This is a genomic window from Arthrobacter sp. ISL-5, assembly GCF_018613835.1.
Classification (GTDB): Bacteria; Actinomycetota; Actinomycetes; order Actinomycetales; family Micrococcaceae; genus Arthrobacter.
Genome location: NZ_JAGGPM010000005.1, coordinates 1 through 13,921 on the forward strand (window position 1 = coordinate 1; position 13,921 = coordinate 13,921).

Below are 13,921 nucleotides of genomic sequence, written 5' to 3' on the forward strand. Positions count from 1 at the left end.
GCGAGCCAGCGCGGCACAAGGCGCAGGATCAGGCCCGGCACCGCTGTTCCGGCGACGAGTAGCCCCATCCCGGTGACGTAGCCGACCCCGCCCGTGATGAAGGCGAGAAAGGCCAGCGCGTGGGTGAGCGTCACATCGGTGGTGATCTCTGGGCGGCTCAGCAGCCAAACAACCGAAGCCGAGAGCATCAGGAAGAGTGCTGCGGCGATGCCGCCGAAGAACCCGATTCCGGGACCGGGAACCCGAACTCCGAGGCGGAGCAACCGGGCATAAACAGTGGCGGCGTAGATGCCCAGCGGCACGGCTGAGCCGAACTGGATCATGCCCGCAACGCGTTCTGCAATCGCGTTCTCCTGAAAGTACGCCGCGACCTGCCCCGCCGTGGAGAACGGCGAGACAAACGTGCTGCCGCCGGTCATGATCGCGGCCGTGACCAGGCCGGCAACGGTAAGCCCGAGGCTCACGGCCGCCAGGATGCCCGGATTGGGTCCGCCCGAGCGGACAGTTTGGCCGGCGCGCGGAGGGGAAACGTCAGTCATGATCGCACCTTTCCAGCAATTGAGTCATTACAAAAATGATTCACCCGTTGAATTATTCTGTCAAGAAGGTAATCTGAAGTCATGGACTCCCCAGCCGCGCCCCGGTCGAGGCGCACCGCCTTTCTCCTCTCGCAGCTGGGCGCCCTGGCGTCGTCACGTTTCGCCGAACGCACCCGGGAAATCGGGCTCACCCCGAGCGATGCGGGCGTGCTTCGCCTGATCGGCCGGACCCCGGGGCTGAGCCAGCGGGCCCTTGCCGACCGGTTTGGGGCCGTGCCCAGTCGCGTGGTCTCGCTCGTCGACTCGTTGCAGGCCCGCGGCCTCGTGGAGCGGGAGCGCAGCAGCACCGATCGCCGGACGTACGAACTTCGTCTGACCGCAGAAGGCGCGCAGGTCATGCGGCAGCTGCGCGAGATCGCCGAAGCGCACGAGGCCGAACTTCTGGCGCCACTCACCGGCGAGCAGTCTGCCCAGCTCGGAAGCCTGCTTGCCCAGCTCGCGGCCGCCAACGCTCTGGACCTGGACCTCCACCGGGAGACCGGTCATGAGGATCACGCACGATGACCCGGCCTCACCAGCAGCCCAGGGCCCAGCACGCTGTCGTTGCCACCCAGCTCGTCGGCGCGCCGGCCCGGCGGACACCCCGCTGCGCGGGCATTCTCAGATGATTCTTCGAATACAGCTAGCGGGCATCCCTAATGAGTCATCGCGGCCTCTGTCTTGGCTGCAGGATTCCTTCTATGGTGTGGTCTAGTCCCTTGTGTCCATGCCCGAGACAGCGCTTAAATTCGAATCAGAGCGTCGTCGACCGGTTCGCGGACCTGTGCTGAGGTCATTTAGTCAGTCGCTGACCGCGTCGTGTCGGCGGTGAATGGGACAATCGATCCATGACTGCCGATCCCGCTATGGCCAGCCCGTCCGAGCCGAAGCCCATGGGGCTGGATACCGCCACTCTCCCCCTCGGTGAACGCTCCCTGCGACTCATCCTGGACCACGTCCTGGCCGTCGGCGACGAGGCCGAGACGACCTACCTGGAGGTCAAGAGCAGCCTGGACCTCAGCAGCAAGACAGGCGTGGCGAAGGTCGCGAAGTTCCTCCTGGGGGCGGCAAACCGTCGGCCGAAGGAGGCTGCACGCCACTTCCGCGGCCACGCGGTGATGATCATCGGCGCGCAGAAGGATGCCGCACCGGGTGTCCCCCGCGGCGTCGAGGCCCACGAGCTGGAAGACCGGCTCCGGCCCTACCCCGGGCCCCAGTTCCCCGCGTTCGAGTTCGGCAGGATTGGCGTCGACGACGCCAGCGAGGTGCTGTTCGTCATCGCGCAGCCGCCGCAGGACGGTCAGCCGATCTTTCCATGCCACAAGAGCTTCCAGGGCGACGACCGCCGGGACAGTCTCGAGGACGGTGCCGTTTATGTGCGAGGGACCAGCAACACCCGCCCGGCTCGGGCCGGTGAGGTCCTGGCCCTCGTTGAGCGGGCCCGTGGCGGCGGCAAGCCGCCCATCGAGCTCGAGGTAGCGATCCTCGGTTCCACCGGCCGCGTAGGTAGCGTCGACGAGGTGATGGGCCGGCTGTACGAGTTCGAGGAGGAACAGTTCAGCGCGACGCCCGAGCCGGTTCAGAGCACGTCGCTGCTGACCATAACGCCGCCCAGCATCTTCGGCAGCCCGGAGCCCACGTCGGCATCGGAGCGGGCAGCGCGCCTGGACTCGTGGCGGAGGGAGAGGGACACCCATATCGCGAGGGGTCGAGAGCACTTCCTCGGCGTTGTGCTGCCTGGTGCAGGAATCCGCCTCGTCAGCCGCGACAGGTTTGTCGCCAAGCCCCACCTTATCGTGACGTTCCACGACTGTGAGGCGCTGGAGTTCCGCGAGGCCGACGATGCCGACTTCGAGAAGGTGGTGGAGCCGATTGTGAGGCGGCAGAGCCGCTATGTGCTGGGACTCGACCCGTCGGACTACAGGATCACGCCGCGTGACTATCCCGTCGCCTGGGCCCCCAGGGCGACGACGTCGAAGTCATGCTCACGCCCGAGTCGTTCCGGCCCAACGGACGAGCGACCTGGACGACTACGTGCTCCTGGCACGGGACCCGCGGGCGAGCTCAGTGACTGTGGCGTGGGTGCTCACCGAGGACGGCAACGACGAGGTCACCAGAGGCGAGGCCCCTGCTGCAGACCTCGTCGATGCTGCTGACCTATTCAAAGCAGCCTTCTTCAGTGGCAGTTGAGAGCGCGGAACGAGATCCTCGCATAGGGATCGGTGGCCCAAGAAGTCGCTTCCTGCGACGCGCCTAGCGAGACGCAGCTTTTGCGGTCCGATCCGTCGAGGGATTAGGTTACGGACGCTCGAGGGCCAAAGGTCCCCTCTGACGCGACCCGGGCACGTCTTACACTCAGAGTCGTGGCTACATATAGACCTGCCGAACTCGCCCGCGAACTGGGCTATACCAATGATCACCGACCAAGGGAAAGTCGTCCGGCATTATCTCCGAAGAAAATACCCGGACCATCCCAAGTACCAGCGTTGGGTGCTAGATGAAGCCCACGCCGCTGACGTGCGTGCCAACGTCCCTCGAAAGCGGTGACTATTAGCGCCCGGTAGCTGGCCCTACCTCGGAGCTTCACTCAGCTTGACCAAGGGGCCCCATAAAACTTCGACTCTGAAGTCACCCCATTCTGCATATCCAGTGCCGTTCTCATGGATAAGGCCACGGACTTTCGTCACTACACGTGATGGTGCATCAAGTCGCGTTAATACACATTCCGCATCATCTGCTGTTGCGCCCCCGGACCAAACGGCTATACCGATATTGCCACTACCATCGTCAGGTAGAGCAAGGCCAGGGGCGTCAAGACTACCCATGCAGCCCTTCGCCGCGCTTCTCAACTGCTCTGTGGGCGAACTACACCCCGCAAGCAAAACGGCCAGGGCGCATGAGATAAATCCAAGACTCTTCACGCCCCCAAACACTACTCAAACGAACCCACGTTCCTCACGAACCACGCGGAACGCCCGCACGACGACCGTCGGCCTCTGCGCGCACGACGTTATCGACGAAGGCCTAGTCATAACTCCAGCACCAGCGTTAGCGCGATAGAACGCGGATAGGAGCGTGCTGGTGCCCGCCATGGAAGCACGCCCGTCTGCGTCGTTAGCCGGTCGGCGGAGCGGGCTTCGAAGCGCGTAACTTGACTCCGGCGACCCAAAACAGGACGAACCCTGCAAAATCGAACGGGACCCAGAATTCCCGTGTGGCGTAGACCGGGATAAGTGGGTTGAACAGGAGGGCAATAGCGACGAAGACCACGACCCAGGGCGTCCTCTTGAGTGCGCTGGCCACTACGCACATCCAGATGGCCATTCCGGTCACGGCCCACCGCATGACTACATAAAACTCGTATTGGGCACCCATGCCCGCCATCAGCAGGAACACCGCTCCAATGGCGGCTGGGACTGTGGCCGGATGAACGGTGATGAGTGGGACGTCGTTCAGCTGCTCCTCCGTGAATCCCGGGGCGGCGGGCCACCGGTCGGTCGAGTGCTGATAAGGGTTGTACACCTGAAGCCCCCCAATCTTTGCGGCCCAGGTTTTCGACAGCGGGCCTAGCAAAACCTTAGCTGTTGGCGCTGTTTCCCTGGTACTAGTCGGGCTGTCTGATGACATGTGTCATTAGGCGGTCCTCGAATGTACACTGCTGCAACACGCCTGCCCCTCTGGAGCCCCACCGCCTGCTGCCCATCTCGCACCCCGAGGAGTTGGAACGCCGCATCGGAGGAGTTCAGGAAGAGCGACGACTGGGAGAGCCCGGAGTCGTGACCATTCTCTGAGCCGCGATGTCCAGCCACGGGTGGCGATCGCGGCAGAGCAGCACCAACTCTCAACAGAGCGGTGGGCAGGGAAAATGCCGGTTCATAGCCACTTGTGCCTAGGCAAGGTCGAGGCGTTTTGCCTAGGCACACTCACCCTAGTTGGCGCCTGACACCGCGGTGAGATGAGTCCGACCGCCGAGACGTTCTGACTCGAATCGAATCATGCGAATTCAAGCCAGGCCCCTACCTCGTCGCATAGAACGCAACCGCCGACGAGGCGGCCACGTTCAGCGAATCTACCCCGTGCATCATTGGAATGGTGACTCTCCTATCAAGCACCCTATCCGTCTCCGGGATCAGGCCATCCCCTTCGGTGCCAAAGACCAGGGCGAGGTTCTCGTGGTCTTCGGCGACCAACTCGTCCAGCGTGATCGCGCCCTCCCCCAGGGTCATGCCCGCCACCACGTAACCTGCCTCCTTCAGGACCTCGATATCGCCAGGCCACGATTCGATCCGTGTCCATGGCACCTGGAACACTGTGCCCATCGACACACGGATCGCCCGGCGGTAGAGCGGGTCAGCACACTGCGGCGTGACGAGCACAGCATCGACACCGATCGCCGCAGCGCTCCGAAAAACAGCTCCAACATTTGTATGGTCCGTAAGATTTTCCAGGATTGCTATCCTCGAGCGCGTTCGTTTCTCAGGAGCAACGTCCGATATTTTGCGACACCTCACGTTGGTGTGGTCCACGATGTCTTCAAGCACCGCCACCCTGCGGGCGCCGGCCAGCAGTTCGGGAAGCGGAACCGGCGCGGGCCGGTGCATGGCGGCCATGGCCCCGCGGTGCAGGTGGAAGCCGGTGATCTCCTCGAGCAGGCCGGCACTGCCGATGTAGGCAGGCACGTCGGGATACTGCTCAAAAATATCGGCCAGGTCCGGAAGCCACTTTTCCGCAAGGAAGAACGACCGCGGCCGGTGGCCCGCGGCCAGCGCCCGCCGGAGGACCCGGGAGGATTCGGCGATGTACATGCCCTCTGCCGGTTCGCGGAGCTTGCGCAGGTGAACGTCGGTCAGCTGCGTGTAGTCGGAGACCCGCGGATCGGCGGCGGACTCGAGATAGTGGAATGTCACCGGGCGATTATTTCAGCAGATTCGCGATCATGAAGCCGAGCGCAACCAGCCCGAGGGCAAAGATGACGCCGCGCAGCACCGGCGGCGAGAGCCTGCGGCCCACCTTGGAGCCGACGAGGCCGCCGATGAGCGAGCTGACAGCGATGATGGCCACCACCGTCCAGTTGATCCGGCCGAACGCGAACAGCAGGTAGGACGTCGCCGCGATGAGGTTGACACCGAGAACCAGGATGTTCTTCATCGCATTGGCGTTCTGGATGGTGCCCGTCATGAAGATGCCGAGGATGGCGACCAGCAGAATCCCCTGCGCGGCAACAAAGTAACCGCCGTAGACGCCGGCCAGGAAGACGAGCACCACGAGGAGGACGCTGTGGTGCTTATCCCGGAGCGCGTGCTCGGGGTTCTCTTCGCGGTTGCGGACCCAGCGCTGCAGCCGGGGCTGGAAGACCACCATGAGCAGCGCAAGCACGATCAGCACCGGCGCCGCGTAGTGGAACACTTTTTCGGGGAGATGAAGAAGCAGCCACGCTCCGGATATGCCGCCGAGGAGGGAGGCCGGGAGCAGCTTCAGGAGTTGCCGGCCGCGGCCTTCCAGCTCGCGGCGGTATCCCCAGGCGCCGGCCGCTCCTCCGGCCACGAGGCCCATGGCGTTGCTCATTGACGCCGTGACCGGCGCGAGCCCCAGGGCGATCAGCACCGGGAAGGTGACCAGTGTGCCGGATCCGACCACGCTGTTGATGGTGCCGGCCCACAGGCCGGCGAAGAACACAAGAATGCCGCTGAAAAACTCCACGCTGTGCCGGCCGCCCGGTTAGCGGCGGGCGGTGGCGGTGTATCGGCCGGAGTTGACGGAGACCTCGAGCGGCAGGCCGAAGGTCGCGCTGAGGTTGCCGGAGGTGAGGACCTCTTCGACGGGTCCGGCGGCCACGACGCCGCCGTCGCGCATGAGCATCGCGTGCGTGAAGCCCGGCGGGACTTCCTCAAGGTGGTGGGTGACGAGCACGATCGCGGGAGCGGTGTCGTCGAGGGCCAGCTGGCTGAGGCGGTGCACGAGGTCCTCGCGGCCGCCAAGGTCAAGCCCGGCGGCGGGCTCGTCCAGCAGGAGCAGCTCGGGATCGGTCATGAGGGCCCTGGCGATCTGGACGCGCTTGCGCTCCCCCTCGGAAAGTGAGACGAACGGCCGGTTCAGCAGCGGGCCCATGCCCCATTCGTTCAGCAGGGCGAACGCCCGGCGTTCGTCTTCCTTCTCGTAGCCCTCGCGCCAGCGGCCGGTCACGCCATAGGCGGCGGTGACAACGACGTTGAGGACCTTCTCCTGCTCGGGGATCTGGTTGGCGAGTGCCGCCGAGGAGAGTCCGATCCGCGGCCGCAGCTCGAAGACGTCCACGGATCCGAGGATTTCCTCCAGGATGCCTGCCATGCCGCTCGTGGGATGGAGCCTGGCGGCGGCGATCTGGAGCAGAGTGGTCTTGCCAGCGCCGTTGGGTCCGAGGATTACCCACCGCTCGCCTTCCTTGACCTGCCAGTCAACCTTGCTCAGGAGCGTTTTGGCTCCGCGGACAACGCTGACGGCGGCCATTTCAAGAACATCACTCATAGAAGTAGACACTAGGACAAAACGGGGTGCGACTGATAACTGGAACGTTGTCCCCGTCGGTGCGTCGCCATTGCGTCACCGGCCCGACGCCGGTAAGCGAAACGAATTCGGGCCGCAACGCTGCGCTGGCTAAGATTGCAGCCATGAGTTCGAACGTGACCGCGGTCAGCTACGGCGTGAAATTGTCCCCCTCGGAACCGGAAAACCTCCGGTCCCTGCTGGCCGGTTCCGGCACGACATTCGGAGCAGCCTCGCGCAGCGGCGACGGCCGCTATGACGTCTGCACCGTCGATTTTGACGTGCCGTCCGGATCCGCGGCCGACATAGCCGGGCTGCGGCACCGCGTTACCGCGGCGAAGGAGGGCGCGGGACGGGACGGCGTGGATACCGCCATCGTGCCGGCGGAGCTGCGGAAGGCCGAACGCAAATTCCTCATCATGGACGTGGACTCCACCCTGATCCAGCAGGAGGTCATCGAGCTTCTCGCCGCCTACGCCGGAAAGCGGGATGAAGTGGCTGCGGTGACGGAAGCCGCCATGCGCGGGGAGCTGGACTTCGCCCAGAGCCTACACGCGCGGGTGGCGGTCCTCGCAGGGCTGCCTGCCGCCGTCGTCGATTCCGTCAGGGCTGAAGTGAAGCTCAGCGAGGGAGCGGCGGAGCTCGTGGCGGCGTTCAAGGCCGCCGGCCATGTGGTGGCCGTGGTGTCAGGCGGCTTCAACCAGATCCTCCGCCCGATCGCCGAGGACCTTGGCCTGGATTACTGGATCGCCAATGAGCTCGAAATCGTCGACGGCGCGCTGACCGGCAAGGTGCTCGGCGCCGTGATCGACCGCGCCGCGAAGGAGAAGTACCTGCGCGAATGGGCCGCCGCCGAAGGGGTTGCCATGGAGCACACCATTGCCGTGGGCGACGGCGCCAACGATCTTGACATGCTCGGCGCGGCCGGAATCGGGGTGGCGTTCAACGCCAAGCCGGCAGTGCGCGCCGTGGCCGATGCCGCCGTGAACATGCCGTACCTCGACGCCGTGCGGCACATCGCCGGCGTCTGAGCTGCAGGGACTGAAAAGCGGCGGCTGACCCGCAGAGTCCAACTCGCCGGCCCGGTCGATTCAGCCGGTCGGCGGTGTGAACTGGCTCGCGGTGAATACCGCTCCCCCGGGGTCCCGGATCAGGACGGTGCGCGTCCACTCGGTATCGTCCTGCCCCAGTATGCGGGCGCCCAGTCGCTCGGCATCTTTAGCCGTGCGGTCCCGGTCCGCGACTGTGAACGTCACGTGCCACTGCGGCCGATGGCCGGGCGCCGCGGAGGCAAGCCAGCCGACGGCGTCCTCGAAGCCGCGGGGGACGGCGTCGCCCGACTGGCGGGCCCTGATATTGGGGTCGATCGTGGCCTCCAGGTGATCACCATAACCGGGGCGGCGGATCATCGTTCCGAAGTCGAGGTTGTCGAACTGCCAGCCAAATGCCTTCGTGTAGAATGCGACCGCTGCGTCGATGTTTGTGGTGAGGAGGTCGCTGAAGTTCCATCCGCCGGGCAGGTTGACCGCCTGCGCCCCGGGCCTCTCCCGGGCCTGCCAGATACGGAACTCGGCGCCTTGGGGGTCCGCCAGCACCGCGTGCACAGCTCCTGAGCCAGAGTCGGCGGGAGCCGATTTCAGGGTTGCACCGACCGAGAGAAGGTGGCGCGCGGCAGCATCCGCGTCCTCGACTGAGATGTAGGTGTTCCACGCGGGGACTCCGGTTGCGTGGCCCGCGATCGCGCCGGCCTCCTGGCCGTCAAGCGTGGCTATTACGTACCTGCCGGCCGCACCGGATGGGGCAGTGTCCTCGAACTGCCACCCGAAGAGTCCGCCGTAGAAGTCCATGGCGGCGTCCACGTCGGGCTGCTGCGTGTCCACCCAACACGGCACACCTGACGGATAGGTCCGGCGTGCCACCTCGCGCTGCTGTTCCATGCATAGAACCCTAGGCGGCCCTGCCCACATGGACAACGCCCCGGACGTACAGGTTGGGCGCCGCGAAAGACGAGAGCTCCGGGCAGGAGTACTGCCCGGAGCTCGTCATGATGGGTGTTGTCGCGTGGACAACCGGCCCTTTATGGGAGGCCCGGAGGAGTTACTCGGCGCTCTTGCCGAAGTAGTCGGCACCGCCGGCGTACTCCGTGTGGCCGGACTCGACGTCGGCGGTGGCCATGCTGGCAACCACTTCAGCGAACTCCGCCACGGAATACAGCTTGCCGGCTTCGGCGCGGCGGGCCTCGATGGCGCCCGGGTTGGAACGGTCCAGCAGGGTAGCGGTGACGGTGCCTTCGATCATGTCGCCGGACACGACCACCAGCGAAATGCCTTTTTCCGCCAGGTTCGGCAGGAGCCCGCGGAGCGCGTCCTCGCCGGCGCGCTTGCTGCGGGCCACGGGCTCGTACTCCGGCATGGTGGGCACCGAGTTGATGAAATGGGCCTGGTGGCTGGTGACGAACACCACGCGGGAGCCGGCCTTCATGAGGGGCACGGCGGCGTTAAGCATGTTGACCTGCGCGTCCCGGTTCAGCTTGAGGGCATATCCCTCTTCCATGCCCGATTCCATGCCGCCCGAGGCGTTGAGCACCAGGACGTCCAGCGACCCGAAGTTCTCCATGGCGGCGCTAGCCAGGGCCTGCACGCCCTCATCCGTGGTCAGGTCGGCGCCCACGGCCACTGCGCGGCCGCCCGCGGCCTCGACGTCGGCCACCACCTTGTTGGCGCGCGGTGCCTTCTGGCGGTAGTTAACGACTACGGCGGCACCCTCGCCAGCGAGGATCTTGGCCACTTCGGCGCCGATTCCCCGCGAGGATCCGGTCACAATGGCGGTCTTGTTGTCCAGCAGTCCCATATGAGCTCCTTTTGTTCCAAACGTCTAAATCACTTAGGCCTGAAGTCCATCATGCCAGCGGAAAAGCCGGATCCGCTTGTCGGAACGCGACAAAGAAGGCCGGGGCTGCTAGTTAGCCGCTGTTGCGCTCCAGGACCGCGCCGAGGATCCGCGCCCCTTCCGGGAACGCCCCCGGGTTTGGCCCGGCGTAGTTGAGCCGGATGAACGGCCCCGCGGGTTCGGCCGGGAACCAATCCGTGCCGGCGGCGATGATGACCCCCGCGGTTTCGCAGTCGCGGACGAGCCGTTCGAGGTCGGTCCCGTCGGGCAGGCGTGCCCAGAGGTTCAGCCCTCCCTTGGGCACGTGGGTGATGTGGGCCCGCGGCGCATGCTCCCGCAGGCTGGTGACCAGGAGGTCCCGGCGCGCCTGCAGCTGAAGGCGGAGGCCGCGCAGGTGAGTCTGCCAGCCGGGCTGGGTGACGACGTCGAGTGCTGCCGTCTGGAGGAGGCCGCTCACATACATCGTCTCGGCACTCCGGTCGGCCAGAATGCGCTCGCGGGCCGGCCCGCGGGCGATGACTGCGGCAATGCGGATGGCCGGGGAGACGCTCTTGGTGAGTGACCGTAGGTAGACAACATGGCCGGAATCGTCATGGGCGGCAACGGGAACCGGGGTGGTGGTGATGCCGAAGTCGTGCGCCCAGTCGTCCTCCACGAGGAATGCTCCGTTCGCGCGGACAACGTCCAGGACCTGTTCGCCCCGCCCCGGCGCCCATTGCGCTCCGGTGGGGTTTGCATAGTTCGGCTGAGCGTAGAACATCCGGGCACCGGTCTCTTCGAAGGCCCGCGACAGCTCCTGCGGATCGGGGCCGTCGGGACCGCTGGGCACCGGAACGACGCGGACACCGGCCTGGGCCGCCGCCAGGATGGCTCCCCAGTAGGTCGGGGACTCGATGAGCAGGGGCTGCCCCCGGCCGACCAGTGCGCTGAAGATGGAGCTCAGTCCGCTTTGGCTTCCCGGCAGCACGATGACGTCGCTCGGCGTTGGCGGGGTGACCCCGACCGGGGTCGAGGCGCCGAGTTCGTGCGCGAACCAGGACTGCAGTTCCGGCAGTCCTGCCGCAGGCGGACGGGATAAGGCAGCGTCGCCGCGGGCCGCCCGGGTGAGTGCGGCACGCACCAGTCGCTCCGGCAGGAGTTCCCGGTCCGGGTAGCCGGAGTGGAATGCGATGACGTCGTTCGGGGCGCTTCGCATCGCGGCGGCGGCATAGCGAAGAGGTGCCCGCGGCGAACCCAGGGCCGCCGTCTGCCAGCCGTAGTCGGACGGGCGCGCGGTCCGCACGGCCCGGACGAACGTCCCGACGCCGGGCCGGCTCTCGATCAGCCCCTGCGTTGTCAGGGTTTGCAGGGCCTTCTGCACGGTGACGGGGCTGGCCTGGTACTCCGCCACCAGTGACCGCGTGGACGGCAGCCGGGCTCCGGGCGCGGCCCCGGCGATCCACTCTCGGAGTCGCATCGCAATCCGCGAACTGCTATCGTTGTTCATGAGAGACAATAGTAGCGCTACTACCCTTATTCGCCCAGCGATATCGCCGGTACCGTCCCGGCAGGCCAGCGGCCTCTGGTGGGGCCTCCTCGGAGTAGCGGCCTTCTCGTTCACCGTTCCGTTCACCCGGGTGGCTGTCGCCGGCATGTCCCCACTATTCATCGGATCCGCGCGTGCGGTCCTGGCGGCTGTGCTGGCGGCCTCCGCCCTTGCGCTCACCCGGCAGCGCCTTCCCCAGGGTGCGCTATGGGTGCGGCTCGCCGTGGTGGCCGGCGGGATCGTCGTCGGCTTCCCGCTGCTCACGTCCTATGCGCTCACCACCGCGCCTGCCAGCCACGGCGCCGTCGTCATCGCTTTGCTCCCGGCGGCGACCGCAACCGCCGCAGTTCTCCGCGGGCGCGAGCGTCCACGGGCAGCCTTCTGGATCGCGACGGCCGTCGGCGCCCTTGCGGCGATCATCTTCGCCTTCGCCCAGTCCGGCGGCTTGGGACAGCTGCACTGGGCGGACCTGCTGCTCCTCGGCGCCGTCGCGGCCGCGGCCATCGGGTACGCCGAAGGGGGCCTGCTTGCACGCGAGCTCGGCGCATGGCAGACCGTATCCTGGGCGCTGGTGCTCGCATCGCCGCTGATGGCGTTCCTGACAGCACTCTCCATGGCGCAGCAACCGCCGTCCGGCACGCCGGTGCAGTGGGCTGCCCTTGCATACCTGGGCGTCGTCAGCGCGTTCCTCGGGTTCTTTGCCTGGTACCGCGGCCTCGCCATTGGCCCCATGGCCCAGGTGAGCCAGATCCAGCTTGTCCAGCCCGTCCTGAGCATCTGCTGGGCCGGACTCCTGCTGGGCGAGGGCCTGACCTGGTCCACCATGGCCGGCGGTCTGGCGGTCATCCTCTGTGCCGGCGCCGCGGTCCGTGTGCGGCTAAGCCCGCTTAACCCGCCGAAAGCAAAGCACAATCCCTGACGATCCGCTGATCACAGGACTCCATCCAGCAAGAACGATCCTTCATCCAGCAAAGGAAACCCCATGTACACCCCGGAGCACTTCGCAGCCCACCCCGATGCGGTCCAGGACCTCCTTGCGAGGCCGGCGGCGGCCAACCTCATCACCGCAACCCGGCAAGGCACCCTCGCGACGCTGCTGCCCTTTGTCTACGATCCCTCGGTCGGCGAGCACGGCGCGCTGCAGGGACACCTCGCCCGGAACAACCCTCAGTGGTCAGAGCCTGCGATGGGCGAATCACTCGTCATCATCCAGGGCGGCGATGCCTACATTTCGCCGTCATGGTACGCGTCGAAGGCAGCACACGGACGCGTCGTGCCGACCTGGAACTACTCCACCGCGCACGTTTACGGAAAGCTCGCGGTCCATCAGGACCCTGACTGGCTCAGCCGGCATATAAGGCGACTGACCGACCTCCACGAAGCACGCTCCGAGCGGCCGTGGACCGTGGACGACGCACCGGAGGGCTACATTGCGGGCCAGCTGCGCGCCATCGTGGGCGTCGAACTGCTCATCACGCGGATAGAGGCAAAGAACAAACTCAGCCAGAACCGGCCCGACGCCGACGTCGACGGCGTGGTGGCAGGACTTACTGCCCGAGGAGAGGCAGGAGTTGCCGCCGACGTGGCGCGGGCCCGACGTGCAAATTCAGCGGGATCTAGTGGCCCATGCCCAGTCCGCCGTCGACCGGAATGACGGCGCCGGAGATGTAGGCGGCCTCGTCGCTGGAAATCCAGCGGACCACGTTGGCCACCTCGGAGGCATCGGCGAAGCGCCCGGCGGGCACCTTGGCGAGGTAGTCCTTCTGCGTGGCTTCCGGGAGCTCGGCGGTCATGTCGGTGTTGATGAATCCCGGTGCAACCACGTTGGCGGTGATGCCGCGCGAGCCGAGTTCGCGGGTGAGGGAGCGCGCGATGCCTACGAGCCCCGCCTTGGAGGCGGAGTAGTTGATCTGGCCCGGGGCGCCGTAGAGGCCGGAGACAGAGGAGATGAGCACCACGCGGCCCTTGCGCAGCCGGATCATGCCCTTGGAGGCCCGCTTGATGACCCGGAACGCGCCGGTGAGGTTCGTGTCGATTACCGAGGTGAAATCGTCCTCGCTCATGCGCAGCAGGAGGGTGTCCTTGGTGATGCCCGCATTGGCCACCAGCACCTCGACGGGACCGTGGGCCGCCTCAACTTCGGCGAACGCGGCGTCAACGGACGCCTCGTCGGTGACGTCGGCCTTAACGCCGAGGATGCCTTCCGGCAGCTGCGATTCGCTCCGGTACGTCACGGCCACCTTGTCTCCGTTGGCCAGGAAGGCCTCCGCAATGGCCAGGCCGATGCCGCGGTTTCCGCCGGTGATGAGGACGCTGCGGGCCGTGGTTGCTGCTTCAGACATGAGTGCTCCGGATTTCCGCGAAGCCTGGCTCCGCTGTGGTGGCTGGATTTTTACTGCCTCCGATC

General features: G+C 66.1%; 14 protein-coding genes. 5 read left to right on the plus strand and 9 right to left on the minus strand.

What is annotated here, in order from left to right:
- Positions 1 to 539: hypothetical protein (locus J7I89_RS02450; protein WP_214966970.1), on the minus strand; the 539-nt coding region annotated here is incomplete at its 3' end.
- A gap of 81 nt (positions 540 to 620) precedes the next feature.
- On the opposite strand from J7I89_RS02450, the gene J7I89_RS02455 reads away from it, so the two are divergent.
- Together J7I89_RS02455 and J7I89_RS02460 are read left to right on the plus strand one after the other, a co-directional pair.
- Positions 621 to 1,103: a MarR family winged helix-turn-helix transcriptional regulator gene (locus tag J7I89_RS02455; RefSeq protein WP_214966972.1), complete on the plus strand. Its 483-nt coding sequence runs from the start codon at positions 621 to 623 to the stop codon at positions 1,101 to 1,103.
- A 323-nt stretch (positions 1,104 to 1,426) separates the two neighbouring features.
- The gene (locus J7I89_RS02460) at positions 1,427 to 2,734 is read left to right on the plus strand and encodes a hypothetical protein (protein ID WP_214966973.1); all 1,308 of its coding nucleotides are present in this window, start codon (positions 1,427 to 1,429) and stop codon (positions 2,732 to 2,734) included.
- Positions 2,735 to 3,692: 958 nt separating this feature from the next.
- Here J7I89_RS02460 and J7I89_RS02465 read toward each other — a convergent pair.
- The 4 genes from J7I89_RS02465 to J7I89_RS02480 all read right to left on the minus strand — a co-directional run bounded on the left by J7I89_RS02465 (position 3,693) and on the right by J7I89_RS02480 (position 7,082).
- Positions 3,693 to 4,100, minus strand: a complete 408-nt coding sequence (locus tag J7I89_RS02465; protein ID WP_214966975.1) for a DUF6804 family protein — start codon at positions 4,098 to 4,100, stop codon at positions 3,693 to 3,695.
- A gap of 494 nt (positions 4,101 to 4,594) precedes the next feature.
- The gene (locus J7I89_RS02470) at positions 4,595 to 5,485 is read right to left on the minus strand and encodes an RNA methyltransferase (RefSeq protein ID WP_214966977.1); all 891 of its coding nucleotides are present in this window, start codon (positions 5,483 to 5,485) and stop codon (positions 4,595 to 4,597) included.
- Positions 5,486 to 5,492: 7 nt separating this feature from the next.
- Positions 5,493 to 6,278 carry a sulfite exporter TauE/SafE family protein gene (locus J7I89_RS02475; protein ID WP_214966979.1) on the minus strand — a complete coding sequence of 262 codons (786 nt, stop codon included), beginning with the start codon at positions 6,276 to 6,278 and terminating at the stop codon, positions 5,493 to 5,495.
- 18 nt (positions 6,279 to 6,296) lie between these two features.
- Entirely contained in the window at positions 6,297 to 7,082 is a 786-nt protein-coding gene (locus J7I89_RS02480) for an ABC transporter ATP-binding protein (RefSeq protein ID WP_214966981.1), read from the minus strand.
- Between the two features lie 143 nt (positions 7,083 to 7,225).
- Between J7I89_RS02480 and serB the strand changes: the two genes are divergently transcribed.
- Entirely contained in the window at positions 7,226 to 8,131 is a 906-nt protein-coding gene (gene serB, locus J7I89_RS02485; RefSeq protein WP_214966983.1) for a phosphoserine phosphatase SerB, read from the plus strand.
- 60 nt (positions 8,132 to 8,191) lie between these two features.
- On the opposite strand, the gene J7I89_RS02490 is transcribed toward serB, so the two are convergent.
- The 3 genes from J7I89_RS02490 to J7I89_RS02500 form a co-directional block, all read right to left on the minus strand.
- A complete protein-coding gene (locus J7I89_RS02490) occupies positions 8,192 to 9,037 on the minus strand; it encodes a VOC family protein (protein ID WP_251044826.1) in 846 nt (281 codons plus the stop codon).
- A gap of 160 nt (positions 9,038 to 9,197) precedes the next feature.
- The gene (locus J7I89_RS02495) at positions 9,198 to 9,950 is read right to left on the minus strand and encodes an SDR family oxidoreductase (RefSeq protein WP_214966985.1); all 753 of its coding nucleotides are present in this window, start codon (positions 9,948 to 9,950) and stop codon (positions 9,198 to 9,200) included.
- 112 nt (positions 9,951 to 10,062) lie between these two features.
- A complete protein-coding gene (locus tag J7I89_RS02500; protein ID WP_214966987.1) occupies positions 10,063 to 11,475 on the minus strand; it encodes a PLP-dependent aminotransferase family protein in 1,413 nt (470 codons plus the stop codon).
- Here J7I89_RS02500 and J7I89_RS02505 point away from each other — a divergent pair.
- Together J7I89_RS02505 and J7I89_RS02510 are read left to right on the plus strand one after the other, a co-directional pair.
- A complete protein-coding gene (locus J7I89_RS02505) occupies positions 11,474 to 12,433 on the plus strand; it encodes a DMT family transporter (RefSeq protein WP_214966989.1) in 960 nt (319 codons plus the stop codon). The two genes, J7I89_RS02500 and J7I89_RS02505, sit on opposite strands and share 2 nt — an antisense overlap.
- A 63-nt stretch (positions 12,434 to 12,496) precedes the next feature.
- A complete protein-coding gene (locus J7I89_RS02510) occupies positions 12,497 to 13,168 on the plus strand; it encodes an FMN-binding negative transcriptional regulator (protein WP_214966991.1) in 672 nt (223 codons plus the stop codon).
- On the opposite strand, the gene fabG is transcribed toward J7I89_RS02510, so the two are convergent.
- Entirely contained in the window at positions 13,131 to 13,856 is a 726-nt protein-coding gene (fabG, locus tag J7I89_RS02515; protein ID WP_214966992.1) for a 3-oxoacyl-ACP reductase FabG, read from the minus strand. The two genes, J7I89_RS02510 and fabG, sit on opposite strands and share 38 nt — an antisense overlap.
- Positions 13,857 to 13,921: the final 65 nt, after the last annotated feature.

What these genes read in the sequence shown, in the direction of transcription:
- J7I89_RS02500 (WP_214966987.1), bottom strand. Translation starts at nt 11,475, where the DNA reads ATGAACAACGATAGCAGTTCGCGGATTGCGATGCGACTCCGAGAGTGG.
- J7I89_RS02490 (WP_251044826.1), bottom strand. Translation starts at nt 9,037, where the DNA reads ATGGAACAGCAGCGCGAGGTGGCACGCCGGACCTATCCGTCAGGTGTG.
- J7I89_RS02460 (WP_214966973.1), top strand. Translation starts at nt 1,427, where the DNA reads ATGACTGCCGATCCCGCTATGGCCAGCCCGTCCGAGCCGAAGCCCATG.
- J7I89_RS02455 (WP_214966972.1), top strand. Translation starts at nt 621, where the DNA reads ATGGACTCCCCAGCCGCGCCCCGGTCGAGGCGCACCGCCTTTCTCCTC.
- J7I89_RS02480 (WP_214966981.1), bottom strand. Translation starts at nt 7,082, where the DNA reads ATGAGTGATGTTCTTGAAATGGCCGCCGTCAGCGTTGTCCGCGGAGCC.
- J7I89_RS02495 (WP_214966985.1), bottom strand. Translation starts at nt 9,950, where the DNA reads ATGGGACTGCTGGACAACAAGACCGCCATTGTGACCGGATCCTCGCGG.
- serB (WP_214966983.1), top strand. Translation starts at nt 7,226, where the DNA reads ATGAGTTCGAACGTGACCGCGGTCAGCTACGGCGTGAAATTGTCCCCC.
- J7I89_RS02505 (WP_214966989.1), top strand. Translation starts at nt 11,474, where the DNA reads ATGAGAGACAATAGTAGCGCTACTACCCTTATTCGCCCAGCGATATCG.
- fabG (WP_214966992.1), bottom strand. Translation starts at nt 13,856, where the DNA reads ATGTCTGAAGCAGCAACCACGGCCCGCAGCGTCCTCATCACCGGCGGA.
- J7I89_RS02510 (WP_214966991.1), top strand. Translation starts at nt 12,497, where the DNA reads ATGTACACCCCGGAGCACTTCGCAGCCCACCCCGATGCGGTCCAGGAC.